Source organism: Schaalia sp. ORNL0103 (assembly GCF_019429565.1).
In the GTDB taxonomy this organism is placed as follows: domain Bacteria; phylum Actinomycetota; class Actinomycetes; order Actinomycetales; family Actinomycetaceae; genus Pauljensenia.
Genome location: NZ_JAHXSA010000001.1, coordinates 1,618,135 through 1,640,483, shown reverse-complemented (window position 1 = coordinate 1,640,483; position 22,349 = coordinate 1,618,135). Strand labels below are relative to the sequence as shown.

17 protein-coding genes are annotated in these 22,349 nt (G+C 66.1%); 14 read left to right on the top strand and 3 right to left on the bottom strand.

Going from position 1 to position 22,349, the window contains the following annotated elements; translation table 11 throughout:
- Window positions 1-35 precede the first annotated feature (35 nt).
- The 9 genes from JJJ16_RS07150 (at window position 36) to JJJ16_RS07110 (ending at window position 10,703) form a co-directional block, all read left to right on the top strand.
- Window positions 36-1,346: a Mur ligase family protein gene (locus JJJ16_RS07150; protein ID WP_219751899.1), complete on the top strand. Its 1,311-nt coding sequence runs from the start codon at window positions 36-38 to the stop codon at window positions 1,344-1,346.
- Entirely contained in the window at window positions 1,343-2,083 is a 741-nt protein-coding gene (locus tag JJJ16_RS07145) for a type 1 glutamine amidotransferase (RefSeq protein ID WP_219751898.1), read from the top strand. The genes JJJ16_RS07150 and JJJ16_RS07145 overlap by 4 nt, the downstream gene beginning before the upstream one ends.
- Before the next feature lie 134 nt (window positions 2,084-2,217).
- Window positions 2,218-2,874 (top strand): hypothetical protein, encoded by a 657-nt coding sequence (locus tag JJJ16_RS07140; protein WP_219751897.1) that lies wholly within the window; start codon window positions 2,218-2,220, stop codon window positions 2,872-2,874.
- 201 nt (window positions 2,875-3,075) lie between these two features.
- The gene (locus JJJ16_RS07135; RefSeq protein WP_225905021.1) at window positions 3,076-3,783 is read left to right on the top strand and encodes a hypothetical protein; all 708 of its coding nucleotides are present in this window, start codon (window positions 3,076-3,078) and stop codon (window positions 3,781-3,783) included.
- A gap of 88 nt (window positions 3,784-3,871) precedes the next feature.
- Entirely contained in the window at window positions 3,872-5,299 is a 1,428-nt protein-coding gene (locus JJJ16_RS07130) for a DUF418 domain-containing protein (RefSeq protein WP_219751895.1), read from the top strand.
- A gap of 344 nt (window positions 5,300-5,643) precedes the next feature.
- Window positions 5,644-6,306 (top strand): YbjN domain-containing protein, encoded by a 663-nt coding sequence (locus JJJ16_RS07125; protein ID WP_219751894.1) that lies wholly within the window; start codon window positions 5,644-5,646, stop codon window positions 6,304-6,306.
- A 120-nt stretch (window positions 6,307-6,426) separates the two neighbouring features.
- Window positions 6,427-9,039, top strand: coding sequence for an ATP-dependent chaperone ClpB (clpB, locus tag JJJ16_RS07120; protein ID WP_219751893.1), 2,613 nt, complete (start codon window positions 6,427-6,429; stop codon window positions 9,037-9,039).
- A gap of 75 nt (window positions 9,040-9,114) precedes the next feature.
- Window positions 9,115-9,903 carry a TetR/AcrR family transcriptional regulator gene (locus tag JJJ16_RS07115; protein ID WP_060565841.1) on the top strand — a complete coding sequence of 263 codons (789 nt, stop codon included), beginning with the start codon at window positions 9,115-9,117 and terminating at the stop codon, window positions 9,901-9,903.
- Window positions 9,900-10,703, top strand: coding sequence for a serine hydrolase domain-containing protein (locus JJJ16_RS07110; RefSeq protein WP_219751892.1), 804 nt, complete (start codon window positions 9,900-9,902; stop codon window positions 10,701-10,703). Before JJJ16_RS07115 ends, JJJ16_RS07110 begins: the two co-directional genes overlap by 4 nt.
- A 78-nt stretch (window positions 10,704-10,781) precedes the next feature.
- On the opposite strand, the gene JJJ16_RS07105 is transcribed toward JJJ16_RS07110, so the two are convergent.
- Window positions 10,782-11,597: an exodeoxyribonuclease III gene (locus tag JJJ16_RS07105; RefSeq protein ID WP_219751891.1), complete on the bottom strand. Its 816-nt coding sequence runs from the start codon at window positions 11,595-11,597 to the stop codon at window positions 10,782-10,784.
- Window positions 11,598-11,736: 139 nt separating this feature from the next.
- On the opposite strand from JJJ16_RS07105, the gene JJJ16_RS07100 reads away from it, so the two are divergent.
- Window positions 11,737-14,766 (top strand): choice-of-anchor M domain-containing protein, encoded by a 3,030-nt coding sequence (locus tag JJJ16_RS07100; RefSeq protein ID WP_219751890.1) that lies wholly within the window; start codon window positions 11,737-11,739, stop codon window positions 14,764-14,766.
- 81 nt (window positions 14,767-14,847) lie between these two features.
- Window positions 14,848-15,636: an SDR family NAD(P)-dependent oxidoreductase gene (locus JJJ16_RS07095; protein WP_219751889.1), complete on the top strand. Its 789-nt coding sequence runs from the start codon at window positions 14,848-14,850 to the stop codon at window positions 15,634-15,636.
- Window positions 15,637-15,711: 75 nt separating this feature from the next.
- Here JJJ16_RS07095 and pyrE read toward each other — a convergent pair whose 3' ends face one another.
- Window positions 15,712-16,281, bottom strand: coding sequence for an orotate phosphoribosyltransferase (gene pyrE, locus JJJ16_RS07090; RefSeq protein WP_219751888.1), 570 nt, complete (start codon window positions 16,279-16,281; stop codon window positions 15,712-15,714).
- 26 nt (window positions 16,282-16,307) lie between these two features.
- Complete coding sequence (locus JJJ16_RS07085; protein ID WP_219751887.1) at window positions 16,308-17,129, bottom strand: HAD-IIA family hydrolase; 822 nt, start codon at window positions 17,127-17,129, stop codon at window positions 16,308-16,310.
- On the opposite strand from JJJ16_RS07085, the gene JJJ16_RS07080 reads away from it, so the two are divergent.
- The 3 genes from JJJ16_RS07080 to fbaA all read left to right on the top strand — a co-directional run bounded on the left by JJJ16_RS07080 (window position 17,128) and on the right by fbaA (window position 22,248).
- Window positions 17,128-17,856: a TrmH family RNA methyltransferase gene (locus JJJ16_RS07080; protein ID WP_219751886.1), complete on the top strand. Its 729-nt coding sequence runs from the start codon at window positions 17,128-17,130 to the stop codon at window positions 17,854-17,856. The genes JJJ16_RS07085 and JJJ16_RS07080 overlap by 2 nt on opposite strands.
- Window positions 17,857-18,155: 299 nt before the next feature.
- Complete coding sequence (locus JJJ16_RS07075; protein WP_318836531.1) at window positions 18,156-21,098, top strand: family 20 glycosylhydrolase; 2,943 nt, start codon at window positions 18,156-18,158, stop codon at window positions 21,096-21,098.
- Window positions 21,099-21,222: 124 nt separating this feature from the next.
- The gene (gene fbaA, locus JJJ16_RS07070) at window positions 21,223-22,248 is read left to right on the top strand and encodes a class II fructose-bisphosphate aldolase (protein WP_007588850.1); all 1,026 of its coding nucleotides are present in this window, start codon (window positions 21,223-21,225) and stop codon (window positions 22,246-22,248) included.
- The last annotated feature ends 101 nt before the right edge of the window (window positions 22,249-22,349 follow it).

The following is a 22,349-nucleotide window of genomic DNA, read 5'->3' as shown; positions in this document are numbered from 1 at the left end:
CGCGACCGATGCCCCGCATGCGTTAACGTGGACGCATGACGAAATCTTCGCATCACCTCTCGGTGCGCTCGCGCGTGGCCAAAGCGGCCGGCGGTGCCGCCCGCTTCGCCTCCCGGGCCCTCGGACGCGGATCCGGCGGCATGATCGGCGGTGAGGTTGCCATGCGCATCTCGCCGAAGTTCCTCTCAGAGCTGGCAGCCCCCTACTCCTCCGTCATCGTGACCGGTACGAACGGAAAATCGACGACGACCCGCATGGTGCGGGCGGCCCTCGAAAGCGCCGGACCCGTCGCCTCCAACATCAACGGCGACAACATGACCTCGGGCGTCATTACGGCCCTCATGCAGGGTAAGGGGGCGACGCGAGCGGCCCTCGAGGTCGACGAGATGCACGTGCCCGCCGTCGCCGCCGACGTCAATCCAGCGGTCTTCGTGTACCTGAATCTCTCGCGCGATCAGCTCGACCGCGTCGGCGAAATTGGCTCCGTCGAGCGTCGCCTGCGTGACGGGGCCTCGGCCCACCCGGGCGCCGTCGTCGTTGCGAACTGCGACGACCCGCTGATCGTTTCCGCTGCCGCCGACAATCCGAACGTCGTGTGGGTGGCCGCAGGCGCCGGTTGGGGAGGTGACTCCGCCGCATACCCGCGCGGTGGCCGCGTCGTCCGCTCCGGCGAGGACTGGCACCTGATCCCCGCCTTCGACGGTGAGGAACTCCCTGAGCTCAGCAGCCGTCCTCAGCCTCAGTGGTGGCTCGAGGACGTCGAGCTGGCCCCCGAGGGCCCGCGTGCGACGCTGCGGGGACCCGACGGCGTCAGCGTCCCCCTCGAACTGAAGCTTCCCGGGCGCGCCAACCTTGGCAATGCCGCGCAGGCCGTCGCCGCCGCCGTCGCGATGGGCATCGACCCCGCGGCTGCCGCCGCGGCCGTCAGCAGCGTCACCGAAGTCGCGGGACGCTACTCCGTCCACGACGTCAACGGACGCAGTGCGCGCCTCATGCTCGCCAAGAACCCCGCCGGATGGCAGGAAGCCATGACGATGATCGACCCGCGCGTCGACCAGGTTGTCATCGGTGTCAACGGCCAGGTGCCCGACGGCCAGGACCTCTCCTGGCTGTGGGACGTAGACTTTTCCGCCGTCAAGCAGCCCGGCCGCCGCGTCGTGGCCTGCGGCGAGCGAGGCGCCGACCTGGCCGTGCGCCTCGAATACGCGGGCGTCCACTGCGACCTCGTTCCGCTGCCCATGGACGCTCTCGCCGCGTGCGAGCCTGGCCGCGTCGAGATGCTCCTCAACTACACGGCCATGCGCGACTTCAAGGTCCTGCTCGATCGAAAGGAAGGCACGCGATGAGCACCTCCACGCTGCGAATCGGCGTCCTCATGCCCGAGGTCCTGGGCACCTACGGCGACAGCGGTAACGCGCTGATCCTCGCCGAGCGCGCCCGCAGGCGCGGCATCGATGCCGAGGTCGTCCACGTCGGCTTGACCGAGGAGATCCCGGACAGCCTGGACATTTACACTCTCGGAGGCGGCGAGGATACCGCCCAGGCGCTCGCGGCCGACAAGTTCCGCGGTACCTCCGGTCTCGCCCGCGCCCTTGACGCGGGGCGCCCGCTCCTCGCGATCTGCGCCTCCCTGCAGGTTCTCGGCCACTGGTACGAGGACGCGCGGGGCGTGCGCGTTCCCGGTATGGGCGTCCTCGACATTACGACGCGCCCCCAGGGGCACCGAGCGATTGGCGAGCTCGTCTGTGAACCCGTCCTTAATGGCCTGACACAGACCCTTACAGGCTTCGAAAATCACGGGGGCGGCACCGTTCTTGGCCCCGACGCCTCCCCGCTGGGACGCGTCATCTCGGGTGTCGGAAACGGCACACCCCAGGGAGAAGAAGTGCCCGAGGTGCGCTACGACGGCGCTGTTCAGGGATCCGTCATCGCCACCTACATGCACGGCCCCGCTCTCGCTCGTAACCCCGAGCTGGCGGACCTTCTGCTCGAGCGAGCCACGGGCGCAACGCTGGAACCGCTCGACGTTCCGGGTGTCGCTGAGCTGCGGGAGGAGCGCCTGAGCGGAGTTTCGCTAAGCTGATACGTGACCAGAGCTCGGAATTTTTGACCGCCGATTCCGCGCAGCGGTCGCCGGTGTGCTATGTTGGCACGTTCTCGTCAATCTGCGCGGCTTACTCACGAGTCGAGTAGATGTCTCATCAGAAAGGCACAGACATGTCGAATCCCTCCTACGGTCCCGCGGGCCAGCCCGGCGCGGTGCCCACGAACGGCACTTCCTACCCGGGTGCCGCAGCCCCGCAGGGCTACGGCGCTCCCGCGCCCGTGGCCATGCCGAAGCTGCCCGGCCGAGGTGGCGCCGTCACCACGCTCGTTCTCGGTGTGGTGCTCATGATCATCGTTGCACCGATTGTCTTCTTTGCCACGATGATCGCCGGCGTGGCTGGCACCGATGGGAACGCGGTCAAGGGTGGTACCACCGCCAACGGCAGCGTCGTCACCGTGACTGCGGATGGTGTCTTCATGGTGCGGGGCGACGCGCACAAGGACCCCTCATGCTCGCTGATCGGCGCAGACGACAAGAGCTACGAGCTGGAACCCTACGCTGACAGCGAGGACGTGTACCTGGTGGAGCACGTGCCCGCGGGCTCGTACGTGCTGCAGTGTGACGGCATCGCCAACGGCGCGAACATCACCGCATTCAACGCATCGCCTGAGGTCGTGGCAAAGGTCTTCGCCATGCCCTTCGTGTGGGGCACCGTCGTCGGCGTTGTCGGCCTGATCCTCCTGATCGTCGGCATCGTCCTCCTGGTGAAGGTGAACGGCAAGCGCCGCCGCATCACGCAGGAAGCCATGCTGAGCGCCGTGCGCTGACTCAGATTCCAACAAGGGGACGAGGCCGGGGAACTATCCCCTGCCTCGTCCCCTTTGCGCTTCCCGCTGACGCTTTCCCCTACGGCAGGAAACAGCGTACGATCGAGGGGTATTCGAGCGTTCCGATCGCGTCGGCGCACTGTTCAGTCCGCGTGCCGCATTGTTATGCTTAAGCAAAATTTCCTTCAGGAAGGCACACGCATGTCGAATCCCACCTACGGTGTCCCCGGCAATCAGGGCACACCCTGGCCCCAGTACGGAGACAACGGAGCGGGAGCTCCGATGCAGGGTATGCCCATGCAGGGCATGCCCATGCAGGGAGGGCCTCAGAACTTCCAGGGCTACGGTGGTCCGGCCCCGATGCCGATCGTAAAGGGCCCCAGCAAGGCCCCCGGCACCATTCTGATCGTCCTGGGCGTCCTCATGTCTTTTGTCGCCGCACCCATCCTTTTCTTCGTCCTCATGTTCCAGGGGCTCTCGGGTATTGCGCAAAATATGGCCGCCGGCACTGTCGTGCCAAATGGTGGGAACGTCGAGGTTGGCACTAACGGCAGCTACACGGTGTCTCTCTCGCCCGATAAGGCGTCCTCGTGCGCGCTGATCAATGCAAGTAACCAGAGCTTCGAGATGAAGCAGCTGCAGGGCAGCGCGGAGGTGTTTTACCTCGATGGTCTGGCGCAGGGCACTTACAGGATCCAGTGCCAGGGCCTGCCGTCTGACGCGAGGATCACGGGCCTGCCCGCGAGCGGTGAGGACATGGTGAGTTCGACCAGCGGCGCGTTCCTGTGGAGTACCGTGGTTGGCGTCACCGGCATCGTCCTGCTGATCGTGGGTATCATCCTCGTTGTTCGAGCCGGCAGCAAGACCAAAGAGCTTCAGCAGCAGGCCATGATGCAAGCGATGTACTGACCCGCGCGACGCGATCAGGGGCGAGGCCCGGACACACTCTCCGGCCTCGCCCCTTTGTCACACTGACACCACGACGAGTAAGGACGCCATGCATACCCTGTCTTTCACGGGAGAACGCCAGCTTCGATACCCGGCCCCCGACGTCGCGCGCGGCTTTATGCTTGCGCTCATTGCGCTCGCAAACGTCCCCTTCTGGCTCAGGTACTTCCCGGAGGCGCCTCACGCCGGGCATGCGGCGCTTTCGGCTATGGGCAGCGCCGACCAGTGGTGGTACCTGGCGCGGACCCTGTTCGTTGACCGCAGGGCCTACCCGCTCTTCTCGATCCTGTTCGGTTTCGGCATGGCGATCATGGCCTCGCGCACGATGGAGCGCGAGCGTAGGGCCATTGCAGACATTTTCCCCGCCGAGGTGGTCGCCGGCTGGCATCCCGTCCAACGACAGATTCTCGAGGAGAACATCGAGCGTCACGTTCGCCGCACAGCCTCGCGCCTGATTCGCCGCCGCGGCTGGTGGATGCTGGCCTTCGGCCTGGTGCACGCTGTCTTCTTCTCGGGTGACATCATCGGGGCGTACGGCCTGGTTGCGGTGATTTTTGCTGAGGTGATCGTCATGACGCGCGCATGGTTGCGTGTGCTGGTCGGCGTATTCATCGGCTCCTTGAGCCTGCTGGGAATCTGGTCGATGGCGGCGTGGGTGGGCCGAGAACCGATGATGTTGGAGTTTCACGATCCCGTATCGCTGGACGCGGGGTATCCGCTGGTGTCTGTTGCCTCCTGGCTCATCGCGACGCCGATGACTGTCCTCACGGCTCTGGTGGTTCCCTGCGTCATGATTGGTGTGGGCGTGGCGCGCTGGGGCCTCCTCCAGGATCCGCGCGGGCGTGGGGCGTTGCTGTCCGGCATTGCGGCGTGCGGCCTGGGCATCGGAGCGCTCGGGGGGCTGCCTTTCGCGCTGATGCAGCTGGATTGGGCGTTCGTGGGATCGGCCGCCTGGTCTTATCCGCTGTTCCACGCCTCGGGGGTCGCGGGTGCGTGCGGCTGGCTGGCTCTTCTGGCCCTCGTGGGCGGCGGCCCGCGCGAGAAGCTGGGCACCGCGTGCGCTTTCCTCAGCGCGATCGGTCGCCGTTCGATGACCGCCTACCTGTCCCAAACGCTGCTCTTCATCCTCATCTGTGGGTTGGCGATCTCCTACGGTGTGCGTTCGCTGGGCGTCGCCGTGTCCGGCCTGATTGCGCTCGTCGTGTGGGCGCTGATCGGCCTGGGCTGCGCCATTGCCGAGGCTTTGGGATCGTCGCGCGGTCCCGCTGAGTGGGCGCTGCGCTGGCTGGTCGCGAAGAGCGCCAAGAAGAGGCCGATGCCGGCCTTCGTGCCCGTTCCCGTCGTTCGCTCGGATGCGCCCGCAGGAGTCGCGCAGGCCTCGTCGTCCCCGGCGGCTCCGGTCCTCGCGCCGGGTGTCGAGCCCAATGGGCGTGCGCAGGGGAGTGCGTGCGAAAGTGAGCGAAATTTTCCTATTTAATAGAAATAAGCTCTGCTTGCAAGGGCTATATCGAAATGTGAGCGACTATACATTTATTACGAAGTGGTGTGATCACTGCGGGGTGAGCTGCGACGATGGTGACGTGCCGTCTTGTTGCGCGTCTCCTCCGCGTGCCTGAATCAGCCAAGGGCGTTGGTTTTTCGCGGTTTCTGCGCTACTGTGAAGTTACCAAGACACGTGCTGGTAACACGATGAGGTGAGCTGAGGAGGCGCCAATGGGTATGCATGTGCAGACCGCAGTCAGGGGCGATCGGCGCGCTCTCGCCCCATCGGTAGCGACGCAGTGGCGCGTCATCAATCATCGGCACGACTAGGGGTACATCATGGGCTGGCTATGGCGGGCGGATGCCGACGGAGGAACCGACGGTGAGGAGACGCCTCGCCGCCGTGAACTGCCGGACGATACCGCCTCTGATATGGAACAATGGGGAGGTAGCAATGCAGCACCTCCGGAAGGAATTGTCACGGGTAATTCGGAGTTTGAAGCCAATCGTTTCGATATGGTTCGCCCCATCACGCAGGAGCGCCTAGGGCTCCTTTTCGACTCTGAGGGGTGGGCTTGGCGTATCGATAGCGATGGGGACCTCTGCGGTTTTTGGGAGGGGCACCTGTTCTGCTTCCGCTTCCTCGGTGACTCGCGCGAGGTGCTGTCGATCGTCGCCTTCATGAGGAGCCTCGTTCCCGTTGAATTCGGCGAGGATCTGCGTGACTTCCTGCAGGCGTGGCACGGCGAGTTCCTGTGGCCCAAGGCCTACGTCGCTGATCAGGACGAGGGGGACCGTGTCGTCGCCGAGGTGAATGCTGATTACGAGTATGGCGCGACGGATGCGCAGCTCGTGCAGCAGGTGATGTGTGCGCTGGCAACGACCCTTCAGCTTTTCCGTGCGCTCGAGGAGCGCTATGGCCTCGATGACGATGAAGGGTCTGGTCCTGCCGGTGGGCATCAGCGCGGGTTTGATGGCCCTGCCTGGCTGCCCGAGAACTGACTCACATCCTTCCCAAAATTGAAGTTGAGTGGAATAGACTCAACTTTGGCTTCGTTGTGTCTGTCAGAAGGCGTTGAGTGACTCGACGCCACCAGACAAACCATTTGGAGGAGTGATTTCATGGCACGTGAAATGACGACAAAGGCGCAGGAGGCCGTCTCCTCTGCGCTCCAGGCTGCCGGTGCAGCCGGTAACCCGCAGGTGGAGCCCATCCACCTGCTCGAAGCATTGATCGAACAGCGCGAGGGCATCGCGCTCTCCCTGCTCGAGGCCGTTGGGGCCGACGTGCGTGCGATCGGCGCGCGCACCCGCAATGCCCTCGTGGCGCTCCCGAGTGCCCAGGGCGCATCCACCGGAAGCGCCCAGCCCTCGAACGCTCTGCTCGCGGTCGTTCGTGACGCTGGCGAGCGCGCCGAGGCCGGCGGCGACCAGTACATCTCGACCGAGCACCTGCTGATCGCGCTGGCTGCGTCGCAGACCGAGGCGGGTCGCATCCTTACCCAGGGTGGCGTCGAAGCTGATGCGCTGACGCAGGCCCTCGCGCAGCTGCGCCCCGATCCGATCACCTCGGCTGACCCCGAGGGTTCCTTCGAGGCCCTGTCCAAGTATGGGCGCGACCTGACGGAGGTGGCGCGCGAAGGCAAGCTCGATCCGGTCATCGGCCGCGACAACGAGATTCGCCGCGTCGTGCAGGTCCTGTCCCGTCGCACCAAGAACAACCCGGTTCTGATCGGTGAGCCCGGCGTCGGCAAGACGGCCGTCGTCGAAGGCCTCGCCCAGCGCATCGTCGCGGGCGACGTCCCGGAGTCCCTGCGCGACAAGCGCCTCGTCTCCCTCGACGTTGCGTCGATGGTTGCTGGCGCGAAGTACCGCGGTGAATTCGAGGAGCGCCTGAAGGCGGTTCTGTCCGAGATTTCTCGCTCGGACGGGCAGATCATCACCTTCATCGACGAGCTGCACACCGTCGTTGGTGCGGGCGGCGGCTCTGAGGGTGCGATGGATGCGGGCAATATGCTCAAGCCCATGCTCGCGCGCGGCGAGCTGCGCATGGTCGGCGCGACGACTCTCGACGAGTACCGCGAGAACATCGAAAAGGATCCGGCGCTGGAGCGCCGCTTCCAGCAGGTGTTCGTCGGTGAGCCCTCGGTCGAGGACACCGTCGCGATCCTGCGCGGTATCGCGCCGAAGTACGAGGCACACCACAAGGTGACTATCTCCGACGGTGCCCTCGTTGCTGCGGCGACCCTGTCGAACCGCTACATCACGGGGCGCCAGCTGCCCGACAAGGCGATCGACCTGATCGACGAGGCCGCCTCGCGCCTGCGCATGGAGCTGGACTCTTCGCCCGTCGAAATCGACGAGCTGCGCCGCAGCGTGGATCGTCTCCGCATGGAGGAGTCCTACCTGACCGAGTCTGATCCGGAGGGCCTGGATGAGGCTACCCAGGAGCGGCTGAGCAAACTGCGTGCCGACCTCGCCGACCGGGAGGAGAGCCTGCGTGCTCTGACGGCTCGCTGGGAGGCTGAGAAGGCCGGTCACAACCGCGTTGGTGACCTGCGCGTCCAGCTCGACTCGCTGCGTACCCAGCTGGACCTGGCCGTGCGCGAGGGGCGCTGGGAGGAGGCCGGGCGTCTGCAGAACGGTGAAATCCCGGCAGTCGAGCGTCAGATCGCCGAGGCGGAAGCGCAGGCCGAGGAGCAGGATGCTCGAAGCGACGACGAGCCGATGATCGCAGAGAAGGTCGGCCCCGCAGAGATCGCCGAGGTCATCGAGGCGTGGACCGGAATTCCGACGGGCAAGCTCCTGCAAACGGAGACTGACAAGCTCCTGCACATGGAGGACGAGCTCGGAAAGCGCCTCATCGGTCAGAAAGATGCTGTGCGTGCGGTGTCCGATGCGGTCCGGCGCTCCCGCGCGGGCCTGTCCGACCCGAACCGTCCGACAGGTTCGTTCCTTTTCCTCGGCCCGACGGGTGTGGGTAAGACAGAGCTGGCCAAGGCTCTCGCGGAGTTCCTCTTCGACGACGAGCGTGCGATGGTGCGTATCGACATGTCCGAGTACTCCGAAAAGCACTCGGTGGCACGCCTCGTCGGTGCCCCTCCGGGGTACGTGGGCTACGAGCAGGGCGGTCAGCTGACCGAGGCGGTGCGCCGTCGCCCCTATTCCGTGGTTCTGCTGGACGAAGTTGAGAAGGCCGATCCTGAGATTTTCGACATTCTTTTGCAGGTTCTGGATGATGGACGTCTCACTGACGGACAGGGGCGGACGGTCGACTTCCGCAACACCATTCTGATCCTCACCTCGAACCTTGGATCGCAGTTCCTGGCGGACCCCGACTTGACACCCGAAGAAAAGCGGGAGTCTGTCATGTCCGTCGTGTCGGCGGCCTTCCGTCCGGAGTTCCTCAATAGGTTGGATGAGACGGTCATGTTTGACGCGCTTACCCGCGAAAATCTGGGCGAGATCGTCGATTTGCTCGTTGCATCGCTGGAGTCTCGCCTGCGCGAGCGTCGCATCGGTTTGACAGTAACCGAACCGGCCCGTGGATGGCTTGCTCGAGTCGGCTATGATCCGGCCTTCGGAGCGCGTCCGCTGCGCCGCTTGATTCAGCGCGAGATTGGCGATCGACTGGCCAAGCTGCTGCTCAGTGGAGACGTTCAAGATGGTCAGAATGTGACAGTTGACATCAACGATTCCCTTGACGGGCTTGTCATGAATGTTGATAAACCCTGAGATTGCGCGGTACACTGACTACCAGTGTGTATTTCGGACGCTCGGTATGTGGTGCCCGCAACAGCAGGAGATGATATGACAACCCAGAGGAAGGCCCGTGGCGCCTACTCCGTAGGACAGGCGACGCGTGAATCCATCCTCTCGGCAGCGATGGTTCTGATTGCAGAGCGAGGCTATAACGGCTTTTCCCTGCGTGACCTTGGCCGCCGAGTCGGCATTTCGCACCCGGCGGTGGTCTATCACTTCCCGTCGAAGGAAGCCATCCTGCGCAGCGCGATCCAGCGTCACGAGGAAATGAACGCGCTCTTCGACGTCTCCATTAACGAAGAGGCCGAAGGTGGGTTCGACGAGGGCGGTATCACCGCAGGCTCGTTTGTCGACTGGGCGGTCGGGGAAATGCGCTTCGCCATGAAGCCCGGCGCCGACGCGGCCATCGCACTGGACTGTGTCCTGTGGGCCGAGTCCTCGTCTGAGACGCACCCCGCACACGCACACTACAAGTACCGCACCCAGCAGATGGAGGAAGCCCTCACTGCGATGATCCAGACCTTCGTGGATGAGGAAGGCGCCGAGATCGGCACTACTCCTCGCACGCTTGCGAGGATCCTCATCCGCTACTGGTACGGCTCCGTCGTCTCGGCTCGCTACAACGACGAACCGATCGACGCTCGTGAGTTCGTCGCGGACTTCCTTGCTGTGTGTGTGCAGCTCCTGCGCCTGCCTGCGCACTACGTGCTGCAGCTCGGGGCCTCGGTCCCCGAGGAGGTCGCAGAAGTTTACGCGCGCACGCTGCGTAAGATCAGCGAAAAGACCACCGCAGCCGCCGAGGCAGGTGCGGCTCCGGCTCCGGAGGCCACCGCGTGATCGGCCCACTGCCATCCTTTGATGTCGCCCTCGTCCTTCGCGTCGGGGGCGACGTCGTCTTTGCGCACGGAGACGTCGATCGTGTCTTCCCGCTTGCGTCGGTAACCAAGCCGATCGTCGCCTGGTCGGTGCTGGTCGCAGTCGAACGAGGCCTGATGTCCCTCGATGATCCCGCGGGTCCCGAGGGGGCGACGGTCCGTCACCTGCTCGCCCACGCCTCGGGCCTGCCGTTCGAAGGGCGTCGCCCCGTCGCTGCTCCCGAGAAGCGCCGGATCTACTCGAACGAGGGCTTCGACGTCCTCGGCGAGGTGATTGAGGCCGCGACCGGCGTCGGCGTTGCGCAGTGGGTGCGCGAGACGGTCTTCGAGCCGCTCGGCATGGCGACGGCCGATATTCCCGGTAGCCCCGCCCACGCGGGGATCGCCAGTGCGTCCGACGTCAGCCTCTTCGGCGCCGAGCTCGCGAGCCCAACCCTGGTGGGCGGCCCCTTGGCTGCGCTCGCCGCACTATCGCAGTTTCCTGCGCTCGCAGGCGTTGTGCCCGGCTACGGGCGCTTCAATCCCTGCCCGTGGGGCCTTGGCATCGAGATTCGCGGTGAGAAGTCGCCGCACTGGACCGCGCCCGACGCCTCTCCGCGCACGATCGGGCACTTCGGACAATCCGGCTCCTTCGTGTGGGCGGACCGCGACCTTCGCGCCAGCGCCGCCTTCGTTGGCGCGGAGCCTTTCGGGCAGTGGCATCACGACAACTGGTCGGCCCTCAATACTGAGCTGCTGCGCCTCGCGCGCGAGCACGCGTAATCGATACGGAACGAGGCCTGGGCGCGTGCCCAGGCCTCGACCCATGTCGGCCGGCTGAGTTCCGGCCTCGTTTACCTTTCAGTCGACGTCGACGATGACGGGCACGTGGTCGGAGGCGCCCTTTCCCTTGCGCTCGTCGCGGTCGATCTGTGCGCCGCTCACGCGCGCAGCGAGGGCCGGCGAGCAGTAGGCGAAGTCGATGCGCATACCCTCGTTCTTGGGGAAGCGCAGCTTTTGGTAGTCCCAGTAGGTGTAGTTTGTGACGCGCTCGCGCGTGACCTCAACCCAGCCGTCCGCGGCGAAAGCGGCGAAGGCCTCGCGCTCGGGCGCCGACACGTGCGTGGCTCCCTCGAAGGCGCTCATGTCCCACACGTCCTCGTCCAGGGGAGCGACGTTCCAGTCGCCGACGAGGGCAATCAGGGCGCTCGGGTCGGTGAGCCAGCCGCGGCCCTGCTCGGCGAGGTTTGCGAGCCACTCCAGCTTGTAGGCGTAGTGCGCGTGCGTAAGCTCGCGGCCGTTGGGCACGTACAGGCTCCAGATCGTCATCGACGAGGCCTGCCCGTCCTGGGAGGGGAGAGCGTCGGTCGTGTCGACGGTGACGCCGAGCGCGCGGGCCTCGACCACGGGTGGTTCGCCAAAAGCGGGCTGGGTGGGGAAGTGGTCCTGCACATCCAGGATGGGCAGACGCGAGGCGACGGCGACGCCGTTCCACTGGTTGAGACCGTGGATGGCAACGTGGTAGCCGGCTGCCTCGAAGGGTTCGACGGGAAACTGGTCGGGGCGGCACTTGATTTCCTGCATGGCCAGCACGTCCGTGCCTGAGCGCTCCAGAAAGGCGATGACGCGATCGACGCGCGTGCGGATGGAGTTGACGTTCCAGGTCGCAAATCTCATGGGGTCGAGCCTATCGGTGGGGCAGGGGAGTGGCCGCGTGAAACGCGCGTGAAACATGTCTGGCCCGTGTGAGTTGTGTGTTCACTTATTTAGAGTGATAATGATTCTCACCTGCAACATAGCTAGAAAAGGCACCCGAATGTCACACCTGCGACGCATCAGCACGGCTGCGCTCGCCCTCTTCCTGGCGCTGACCCCCGCCGCCGCGTGGGCCGGTCCCGACCAGGACAAGGATTGGATCGTCACCGGACAGCACGTCGATGCACCCATCCCCGTCTGGCATGACGACACCAACAGCTTCTCGCTCAACACCATCAACCTACCGATGGAGAAGACCGCGCTGTGGATCCCAAAGGCCTGGACGGGCACCGGCGAGAAGGACGAAGCGAAGTCGCAGCTCGTCATCCCGGCGAAGCGTCCCGACCTATCCTTCCTGGGTGCCGAGGGCACCGTCCTGAACGCTGCCCCCCAGAACCCCGGCCCCGGTAACACGCCCATCTGGGCAGGCCTCGGCGCCGGCGAAATCGGCGACACCGACAAGTTCGAAGGTGAGACCTACACGCTCGACCTCATCAGCGTCGACGGCCCGGGCCGCATGGAGATGTTCATCGACAACGGCGACAGCGTGAACCGCTTCCTCTCCAGCCACGACACCGCCTACCGCAGCGTCTACAACCCGCGCCACACGCACCTGTACACGACCTTCACGCAGCCGGGCCGCTACGTCGCGAACTACAAGATGACCGCGCGCAGCGCCGATGGCACTGCCATCTACTCCTCGCCGATCACGCCGCTGGTCTGGCAGGTCGGCGGCGCGAATCCCGCCGACGGCACGATCAAGGACATCGTGTCCGCCTATAACGGGGCGCGCGCCGAGCGCACCGACGGAAACGCCGCCACCCCGACCCTCACCGTGTCGCACCACGGCGAGCGCGAGCACCCAGGCGACAACCACCTGACCGACATCACGATCGACACCGGTGTCGCCACCGACACGGGTCGCGCGTGGATCACCGTCAACGGTTACTTCCTGACCGAGGTTCCCGTTGAAGGTGGCCGAGCGACGGTCTCCGAGCTGCTCGGCGCCGATACTGCCGCTGTTCAGGCGGTCTACATCCCCGGCGACAGTGCTTCGGCCCGCTGGATCTCGCAGACCGTCCAGTACTCGCAGAAGGACACCGAACCCGTCACCGTCGGTGGTACCGACACGATCCTCGGCCCCTCGAACCCGGATCCCGCCCCCGTGTGGAACCCCGATCACCTGCCGATCTCCTCGCGCCGCGTCGACGTCTCCTACGATCTGATCCCCGGCTCGACGGACCAGTACACCGCCACTGTTCGCGCCAACGACCCGACCCTGCGCGCCACCTACAAGATCGAGTTCCTCGAATCCAAGTGGGATTTCAGCCCCTGGTGCTCCATGGAAGGCACCCTGGGTGCGGGCGGCATGGACATGAAGGCACAGGACCTCGGTGTGTGCCAGTCCGACCCCATGTTCATGCGCGTCACCCTGCGCCCCCACCCGCTCTCGGACGCGGTCATGACCGTCGCTGAAGCCTCCGACGTCACGGTCGGCTCTCACGTCGGCCTCACCGCCATGCTGAAGATGCGCGATGGCATCGCCGCCCCCGAGGAACCGGAGCCCGCGCCGAACCCGACGCCCGCGCCTGCTCCCGCGCCCGATAACGGCGGAAACAACGCGACGCCGGACCCGGCCTCGTCCCTACTGAGCGACCCCGTGGAGATCGCGCGCGGACACCTGGACGTGCGCCTCACCCAGGCCAGCGGCGAAAACGGCACCACCTACGGCCTGGCCGTCAAGGACGACTCCCTGACCGCCGCGCGTACCTCCGTGCTACGCACCGTTGGCTCGACGACTCTCACGGTCGCCCCCAACGCGCGCTTCGTGCGCCCCGCCTCCCTGTCGGATGCGAGCTACGACGTGCTCGGACCGGTGGGCACCGCCACCTACGTGCTGCCCGAGACGCAGAACAGCGACATCGTGTGGCCCGGTCTGTCCACCGAGGGCATCGACTACGCGGCCCTGCCCGAGGGAGCCGACCTGACCCTGCACCTCGCGCAGGCCCCCGAAGGCGCTCGCGTCGCGTTCTTCCAGGGCGGCACCTTCGGTGCGGGCGCGAAGGTCCACTTCGACTCCTCCAAGGGCGACGGCCTCGTCCACACGACCGAGGCGACGCACATGCACGGCAACTGGGTCTTCAGCGCGCCCGGCACCTACCGCATCGAGGTGGGCGCGCGCAGCGGCGACCGCAGCCTTGTCGAGCCTCAGTCTTTCACCGTGATCGTCCGATCCGGACGCCACAATGAGCAGCCCGCGCCGGTCGAGGAAGAACCCGTGCCGACGCCGTCGCCCGGGCCCTCCCCGGTGCCGGAGCCGGTCCCCACCCCGGCACCCGAGCCGACGCCCGCACCCGCGCCGAGTGTGGATCCCGCCCCGGCTCCGAGCGTTGATCCGGCCCCCGCCCCGATGCCGACGCCTTTCCCGGCGCCCACGACGGACCCGGCGCCCGTCCCCGCCCCGAGCCTCGATCCGACTCCGGCCCCCGCGCCGAGCGCTGATCCGGCCCCCGCACCGACGACGGACCCGGCTCCGGCTCCGAGTGTGGACCCCGCTCCGGCTCCGACCGCGGATCCTGCACCCGCTCCGGCTCCGACCGCAGATCCTGCACCGATGCCGCGCCCCTTCCCGGCTCCCGCTCCCACTGGCGGCCCGGTTCGAGTGCCCGCAGCGCCCGCGACAAACGCAGGCACCCCGGCCTCGTCCGGCACGACTCGTACGCCGGCCTCCGCGGCGACCGGTGGCAGCGCGACCGGCGCTCCGGCTGCTCGCAGCAACGGAGTGGCAAGTGGAACGACAGGTGCGGCCAGCTCGGCGCCCGTGACCGCCCCGAAGGCGGCTCCCGCGGCCACCCCGTCCGCGAGCCCCTCGGCTGCGCCCCAGAGCGGTGCGCAGAGCGGTGAGGTCGCGCAGAGTGGCGGCATGGCCGCCCCCGAGAACGGGACAGCCGACGCAGCTGGTGCAATGCCCATCGCAGCGGCTATTGACGGAGGACGCTCCGGCGGATGGAGCCCCTACTGGCTGGTCCTCCTCGTCATCCCGGCGGCCCTCGCCGGCGGTGGAGCCGGATACCTGATCCGGACTCGATGACACGCCAAGCCGGGGCGGGACGCACGCGCGTTCCCGCCCCGGCTTCGTGCTGCGCGCACCATGCGGCGCTAGACTTCCCCCATGGGAACAGCGCTGGTCACCGGAGCAACCTCCGGCATTGGTGAAGAATTCTGTTGGCAACTGGCCGCCGCGGGCCACGACCTGGTGCTCGTCGCGCGCAGCGAAGACACCCTGCGTGCGCTCGCGGACTCGCTCGCGAACGTCGCCGGCGTGCGCGCCGAGGTGATCGCCGCCGACCTGTCGACCGATGAGGGCTGCGCGCGCGTCGCTGCCCGCCTCGACGTGGGAGGGCCCGCAGACCGCGACAAGCCTGACCTGGCTCCCGTCGACCTCCTCGTCAATAACGCCGGCTTCGGACTGGGAACCGACTTCCTGGACAACAGCCTTGAGAACGAAATCAACGGCCTGAACGTCATGGTCCGTGCCGTCATGACCCTGGCCCACCACGCCGGCATCTCCATGCGCTCGCGTGGACGCGGCGCCATCCTCAATGTCGGCTCTGTCGCCTCGCGCACGGGTGCGGGCACTTACTCCGCCCACAAGGCCTGGGTCGTCGCCTTCACCGAGGGCCTCGCCGCCGAGCTCAAGGGATCGGGAATTACCGCCACAGTCGTGTGCCCCGGCCCCGTCGACACACCCTTCTTCGAGCGCGCGGGCGTCGACATGCGTGCGACCCCCTCCTGGCTCATGGCCAGCCCCGAAGAGGTCGTCACGGAGGCCCTCGACGCCGTGCGTGCGGGCCGCGTTCAGGTCACCCCCACCATCCCCTACAAGGTCGCCATGGGCGCCATGAAGGTCGCCCCGCGATGGGTGACCGCGCGCGCCATGCGCTCCGTCCCCCACATGTGAGGGCGCGCGCACCGATACGAGGCCGGGGCCAGGTTCACGTAGAACCAGGCCCCGGCCTCGTCAATGCAAGCTGAATCAGGCCAGGCCGATGTCCTCCAGGCCCAGCGCGTAGAAGTACGGGAAGCCCTCGGCCTCAATGCGCTCCTTCGCGCCCGTCGCGCGGTCCACGATCACTGCGACGGCGACGACGTTCGCGCCGGCCTCGCGCAGGGCGAGAGCGGCCTCCAGCGGGGAACCGCCGGTCGTGGACGTGTCCTCGAGGACGACGACGTTCTTGCCCACGACGTCCGGGCCCTCGATGCGGCGCTTCATGCCGTGGTCCTTCGCGGCCTTACGCACGACGAACGCATCCAGGTCCAGGCCGCGCGACGCGGCGGCGTGCATCATCGCGGTCGCGACGGGATCCGCGCCCATCGTCAGGCCGCCGACGGCCACGTACTCTTCGCCGACCGCGAAGCCGGACTCCTCCAGGAGGTCCAGCATGACGTGGCCGATGAGCGGGGCCGCCTCGTGGTGGAGGGTCGAGCGGCGCATGTCGACGTAGAAGTCGGACTTGCGCCCCGACGCCAGGGTGACCTTCTCGTGGATGACAGAAAGCTCCTGGACGAGAGCAGCCAGGCGCGCCTTGTGGGAATCGTTGGTCATGGGTGTTCCTTCCGGATCGGTGTGGGTCAGTGCGCCGCCTCGACGAGCTCGATGAGATCGCCGATGCCCTCGTGGATGCCGAAGGGGCGGAACGGGAAATTGTTGATGTCCTCGCGGGCCGTGGAACCCGACAGGACCAGGTGGGTGCGCAGGCCGGCCTCGACACCCGCGCGCACGTCCGTGTCCATGCGGTCGCCGACCATTGCGGCGCTCTCGGAGTGCGCGCCGATCTTGTTCAGGCCAGCGCGGATCATGACGGGGTTCGGCTTGCCCACGAAGTAGGGCTTCTGTCCGGTTGCGGCCGTGATCATTGCGGCGATGGCGCCGCAGGCGGGGAGGGTGCCCTCGTCGGAGGGGCCCGACACGTCAGGGTTGGTCGCGATGAACTTTGCGCCGCCCTCAATGAGGCGGATCGCGTGGGTTAGCGCGTGGAAGTCGTAGGAACGCACCTCGCCGAGCACCACGAACTCGGGATCGATCTCAGTCATGACGTATCCCGCGGCGTGGATAGCGGTGGTCAGGCCGGCCTCGCCGATGACGTACGCGGTTGAGCCGGGCGACTGCTGGTGCAGGAACGCGGCCGTCGCGTTCGCGGAGGTCCAGATGTTCTCCTCCGGGATGTCCAGGCCGGAGTTCGCCAGGCGTGCGGACAGGTCGCGGTTCGTGAACACCGAATTGTTGGTGAGGACCAGGAAAGGGATATTCTTCCCGCGCAGAGCGGCGAGGAACTCGTTCGCGCCCGGAAGCGCCCGATTCTCCTTGACCAGGACACCGTCCATGTCGGAGAGCCACGCGGTGACGGGAGGCAAATCGGTCAGTGGTGTCGGTTTGTGCGTCAGGGCAGTCATGCCTCCATTCTACGGTGCCGCTAGGGTGGGATCCGTGAACGAGTTCGAAAACGGATGTGACATCGCGCGTGACGGCGTGTGCGGGAACGACGAGGCCGGGGCCGCGCAGTCCGGGCAGGTCGGGGTCGGTCCGTGGCCGGGTGGGGAGGCCGCCTGGCCGGTCGGCGAGCATTACGATCGGGAGCTCCTGAAGGCGGGGGATCGGCGCAACGTCGAAGACCGCTACCGCTACTGGACGATGGAGGCGATTCGCGCGGACATTGCTGCCCGCTCGCTGCCCTTCGAGGTCGCAGTGGAGAATCTTGATCACGACTTCAACATCGGGTCGATTGTGCGAACGGCGAATGCTATGGGTGCGCGCCGCGTGCACGTCGTGGGGCGCAAGCGGTGGAACCGACGCGGCGCGATGGTCACCGACCGCTACCTGCCGGTGGATCACCATCCCGAAGTGCGTGAACTCGTTGAGCATTGCTCGAAGGAAGGCTTGACACTCGTCGGCGTCGACAACGTTGAGGGGTCCGTCGCGCTCGAAGGCGCGGTGCTGCCCGAGCGCGCGTGCCTGGTGTTCGGATCGGAGGCCTCCGGATTGAGCGAGGAGATGATCCGGGCGTGCGAAATCATCGTCGCCATTACTCAGCGCGGTTCGACTCGATCCATGAATGTTGGTCATGCCGCCGCGATCGTTATGTGGGCGCATGCGTCGCGTCTGGAGGGCGCACAAAACTAGTGACTTGTGGGCGAAGTGTCAAACTGAAATGCACTAATTAACCCGGTTGGCCGATATTCTCACTGATCAACTGATCTTTTACCGTTTCTATTGTTTTTATCCTCCGATCTTTGATAGTATTCGCAAGCTAAAAAGTAGTCGGAATGGATACGGAGCATCCGTTTTAATTCGGGCTTTGGACAGTTTGCGTGGAAGCAAACCGTTGAACAGGAGAATTAATGCCTCAGTCATCGCCAAGCCATGCGCGGGCGCCGCGGCTCGCGCGCACCCGAGCGAAAGTCGCACTCATCCTCACGTCCGTGTGCGCCCTCGTCGCCGCGGTCCTCGTACCATTGACCTCCCACCTGAACGCGCAGGCGGCCAGCCAGGTCCCCGGAACGATCCCCTCCCTCGAAGGATGGGCCTCGGCCTCGGGCTCCTGGACCCCTGCCAGCGGACTGCAGATCGTCCGCACTGACTCCGCCGACGCTGCCGGCGTCAGTGCCCTGCTGAGCCGCGCTCTCACTGACGCCGGCATCACCGGCATCACCGAGGGCACCGGCGCGGCCCCCGCCTCCAACGCCGTCACCCTCACGATCAACGCGTCCCGCACCGACCTCGGTGATGAGGGCTACCAGCTGACCGTCAACGCAAACGGCGCCCAGGTCGTGGCTGCCACCCGCGCCGGCCTCCTGTGGGGCGCCCGCACCATCGAGCAGGCAGTGCGCGCCGGCCAGGGCACCGTGCCCGCCGGAAGCATCACCGACATCCCGCGCTTCGCCGACCGTGGCGCGACCCTGTGCGCCTGCGGCACCCACATCACCCCGGACTGGATCATCCGACAGATCGACCGCATGTCCGACCTGAAGATGAACTACCTGTCCCTTGAGCTGCGCATCAAGTCCGACAAGTACCCCGCCACCACCTCCTTCTCCTACTATACGAAGGATGAGGTCAAGGCCATCGTCGAGCACGGTCGTGAGGTCGGCGTTCGCGTCGTTCCGCTCCTCAACGCCCCCGGCCACACCGGCACCATCCTCGGCAACTTCCCGCAGTACCAGGTCGCTGACGACTCCGGTAAGAAGAGCCCCAACCACCTCAACTTCATCGACCCCGCCGCCCAGCAGTTCTACTTCGACCTCATCGACGAGTACATGGACACCTTCGGCTCCACCGAATGGCACATGGGCGCCGACGAGTTCTTCTTCAAGCAGGGCCCCGGCGACTTCAAGAAGTACCTCGCACAGATCCGCAACCACTACGGCGACCAGTCGATGACCTTCGACGCCGCGTTCAACGACTTCATCAACAAGGTCAACGCGCACGTCAAGTCCCGCGGCGGCACGCTGCGCGTGTGGAACGACGGAATCGCCGATATCTCGCGCATCGCGGTCGACAAGGACGTCATCATCGAATACTGGGGCAAGGGCGAGTCCAGCAAGAAGGACGCCAACCGCGGCCTGCCCGTCAAGGCCCTCGTTGACGCGGGTTACACCGTCGTCAACGCCTCCTCCGCCCTGTACTACTACCGTGATCAGCCGTCCTCCTACGTCATGCAGGTGAAGGGCCTGGAAGGCGTCTACGGAACGTGGACGATGAACTCGTTCTACCAGAACAACGGCTACACGGTTCCCGACGCCTCCATCCGCGGCGGCAAGGTCTCCATCTGGCAGGGCGGCCACGGCAAGGTCACTGACCACGAGGCCGAAGCGTGGGTCACCGAAGGCCTGCGCTACGGCGCCCAGATGTTCTGGAACGCCAAGACCCCCAAGGCCGACGGAAACGTTGAGGCTTTCAAGGCGCGCATCAAGGCCCTGGGTGAACCCTCCACCTACGTCGACCCCACGCGCGACACCCTCGCCCCCGGCCAGTACACGATCGCACTGGCCGACGGACGAGCCCTGAGCGTGTCGGGTGGTACCCCGACCGCGGGCACTGCCTCCGATAACTGGGATCTGACCGCCACGCCCGACGGCTACTACCAGATCCGCTCGGTCAACGCGAACCGCTGCCTCGCCGTCTACTCCGAGGAAACGCCGAACTCCGAGACCCACGTGTCGACGACCCCCGGACACCCTGCGGTCGCCTACGCATGCGCTGACACGAGCCAGGAGTTCACCCCCACGTTCCAGGGCGACTATGCGACGCGTAACCCCCAGAAGTGGGTTGCTGAGCCCGCCGGCGATGGCTTCCGCCTGCGTAACGCCATGACGAACCAGTACCTGAGCGTCATCGACTCCGGCTACCTGTCGCGCCGCCCCAACGGTGGCGAGAAGACTGCCGAAGGTACCGTCGCCCAGCTGCCGCTCGACGTCACCGTCGACAGCCACTCGGTCTTCACCCTCACCTCCCAGGCCTCCTCGGCCCTCGATGTCAGCATCGAACGTGAAGGTGACGAGGCCTACCCGAAGACCGCCCTGTCCGGCATGGATCGCAACTCTCTGCCCATCGTCGGCGACGAGAACTGGGGCGAAACCGTCCTCAAGGTCTCCGTCACCAACAAGGGCACCACGGACGCCACCAAGATCCACCTGACCCCCGCGGTCTCCAACTCCTGGAAGCTCGCCAACGGCCCCCAGCCGATCGACCGCCTCGCCCCAGGCGAGACCCGCGTCGTGAAGTTCTGGGCGCGCCCCACCACCGAATTCGGTGAAGCGACCTTCACCGTCACTGTCTCGCACTCCGGTGAGAAGACCGTCGCCAGCGAAGGCCTGATCGGCGTGTGCGGCCCGCGCATCGAGGCCAAGGCCGTGGCAGCCGACTCTGTCGAAACCCGCTGGGAGCGCGGCAAGGAATCCATGGCCACCGACGGTGACCCCGCTACCTACTGGCACTCCCAGTACATCGATGCCAACAAGGCCAAGCTGCCCGGCACCGACAACGCCCGCAAGTGGCCCCACTGGATCGACCTGAAGATCGGCAACGGCTCCACCGGATACGACGTCTGTGCCGTCTCCTACACGCCGCGCGCCGGTAACGGCCCCAAGGCCTCGGGCCGCGCCAAGGACGTCCAGATCTACCTCGCCGGCTCGCGCGACGCCCTCAAGGGTCAGGGTGACAACAAGGGCAACCCGAGCGCACAGGGTAACCCCGTCCTCGTGACCTCCCTGGCGAATGTCCCCGGCACCGTGGACATCCCGGTTGCGGGCAACGGCTCCTACCTCCGATTCCGCGGCACCTCGGCCCAGGCTGACGTTGCTAAGGACCTGACGGACGTCATGTCTGTCGCCGAACTCGGAGTCCGCATCGGCCGCTCCAACTGACGCATAGCAGTCGGGGAGGGGTTGGAAGAAAACCGTCCAAACGGGACTTCCTTCCCCTCCCCGCTCGTGCAAAATGTGAGAGAATCTAACACGACAAAACTGTCACTCGATTAGGAGGCTCCAAGTGCCTATCGCAACCCCTGAGGTCTACGCAGAGATGCTGAATCGCGCACGGGATGGCAAGTTCGCCTACCCCGCGATCAACGTGACCTCGTCCCAGACCATCACCGCCGCCCTCCAGGGCTTCGCCGAGGCCGAGTCCGACGGTATCCTCCAGGTGTCCGTTGGCGGCGCCGAGTACGGCTCCGGCTCCACCATCAAGAACCGCGTCACCGGCTCGCTGGCCCTCGCTGCCTACGCGACCGAGGTTGCCAAGAACTACGGCATCACCGTGGCTCTGCACACCGACCACTGCGCCAAGCAGAACATCGACTCCTGGGTCCGCCCCCTCCTCGAGATCGAGGCCGGCCAGGTTGCCGAAGGCAAGCTGCCCACCTTCCAGTCCCACATGTGGGACGGTTCCGCCATCGACCTCGATGAGAACCTCGAGATCGCCAAGGAACTGCTCGCCCTGTCCGTCAAGGCCAACACGATCCTCGAGATCGAGGTCGGCGCTGTCGGTGGCGAGGAAGACGGCGTCGTTGGCGAGATCAACGAGAAGCTGTACACCACCACCGCCGACGCCATCAAGACCGTCGAGGCCCTGGGCCTGGGTGAGAACGGCCGCTACCTGACCGCTCTGACCTTCGGTAACGTGCACGGCGCCTACAAGCCCGGCCACGTGAAGCTGCGTCCCGAGCTGCTCGGCACCATCCAGAAGGAGGTCGCTGAGCACTACGGCCTCGACCACCGTCCCTTCGACCTGGTCATGCACGGCGGCTCCGGCTCCACCGCCGAGGAGATCGCCACCGCTGTCGCCAACGGCGTCATCAAGATGAACGTCGACACCGACACGCAGTACGCGTTCACCCGCCCGGTCGTTGACCACATGCTGCGCAACTACGACGGTGTCCTCAAGATCGACGGCGAGGTCGGCATCAAGAAGCAGTACGACCCGCGTACGTGGGGCAAGTCGGCCGAGGCCGGCATGGCCGCCCGCGTTGTCGAGGCCTGCGAGCGCCTGGGCGCTGCCGGCACGCAGATGCGCTGAAACAATCGCTGAGAGCCGCCTAGCGGCCTGATGCGTGAGCCGCCCGGCCCCTGTGGGGCCGGGCGGCTTTGTGTTGTTTGTGGCCCCGACAGATCTCCGGC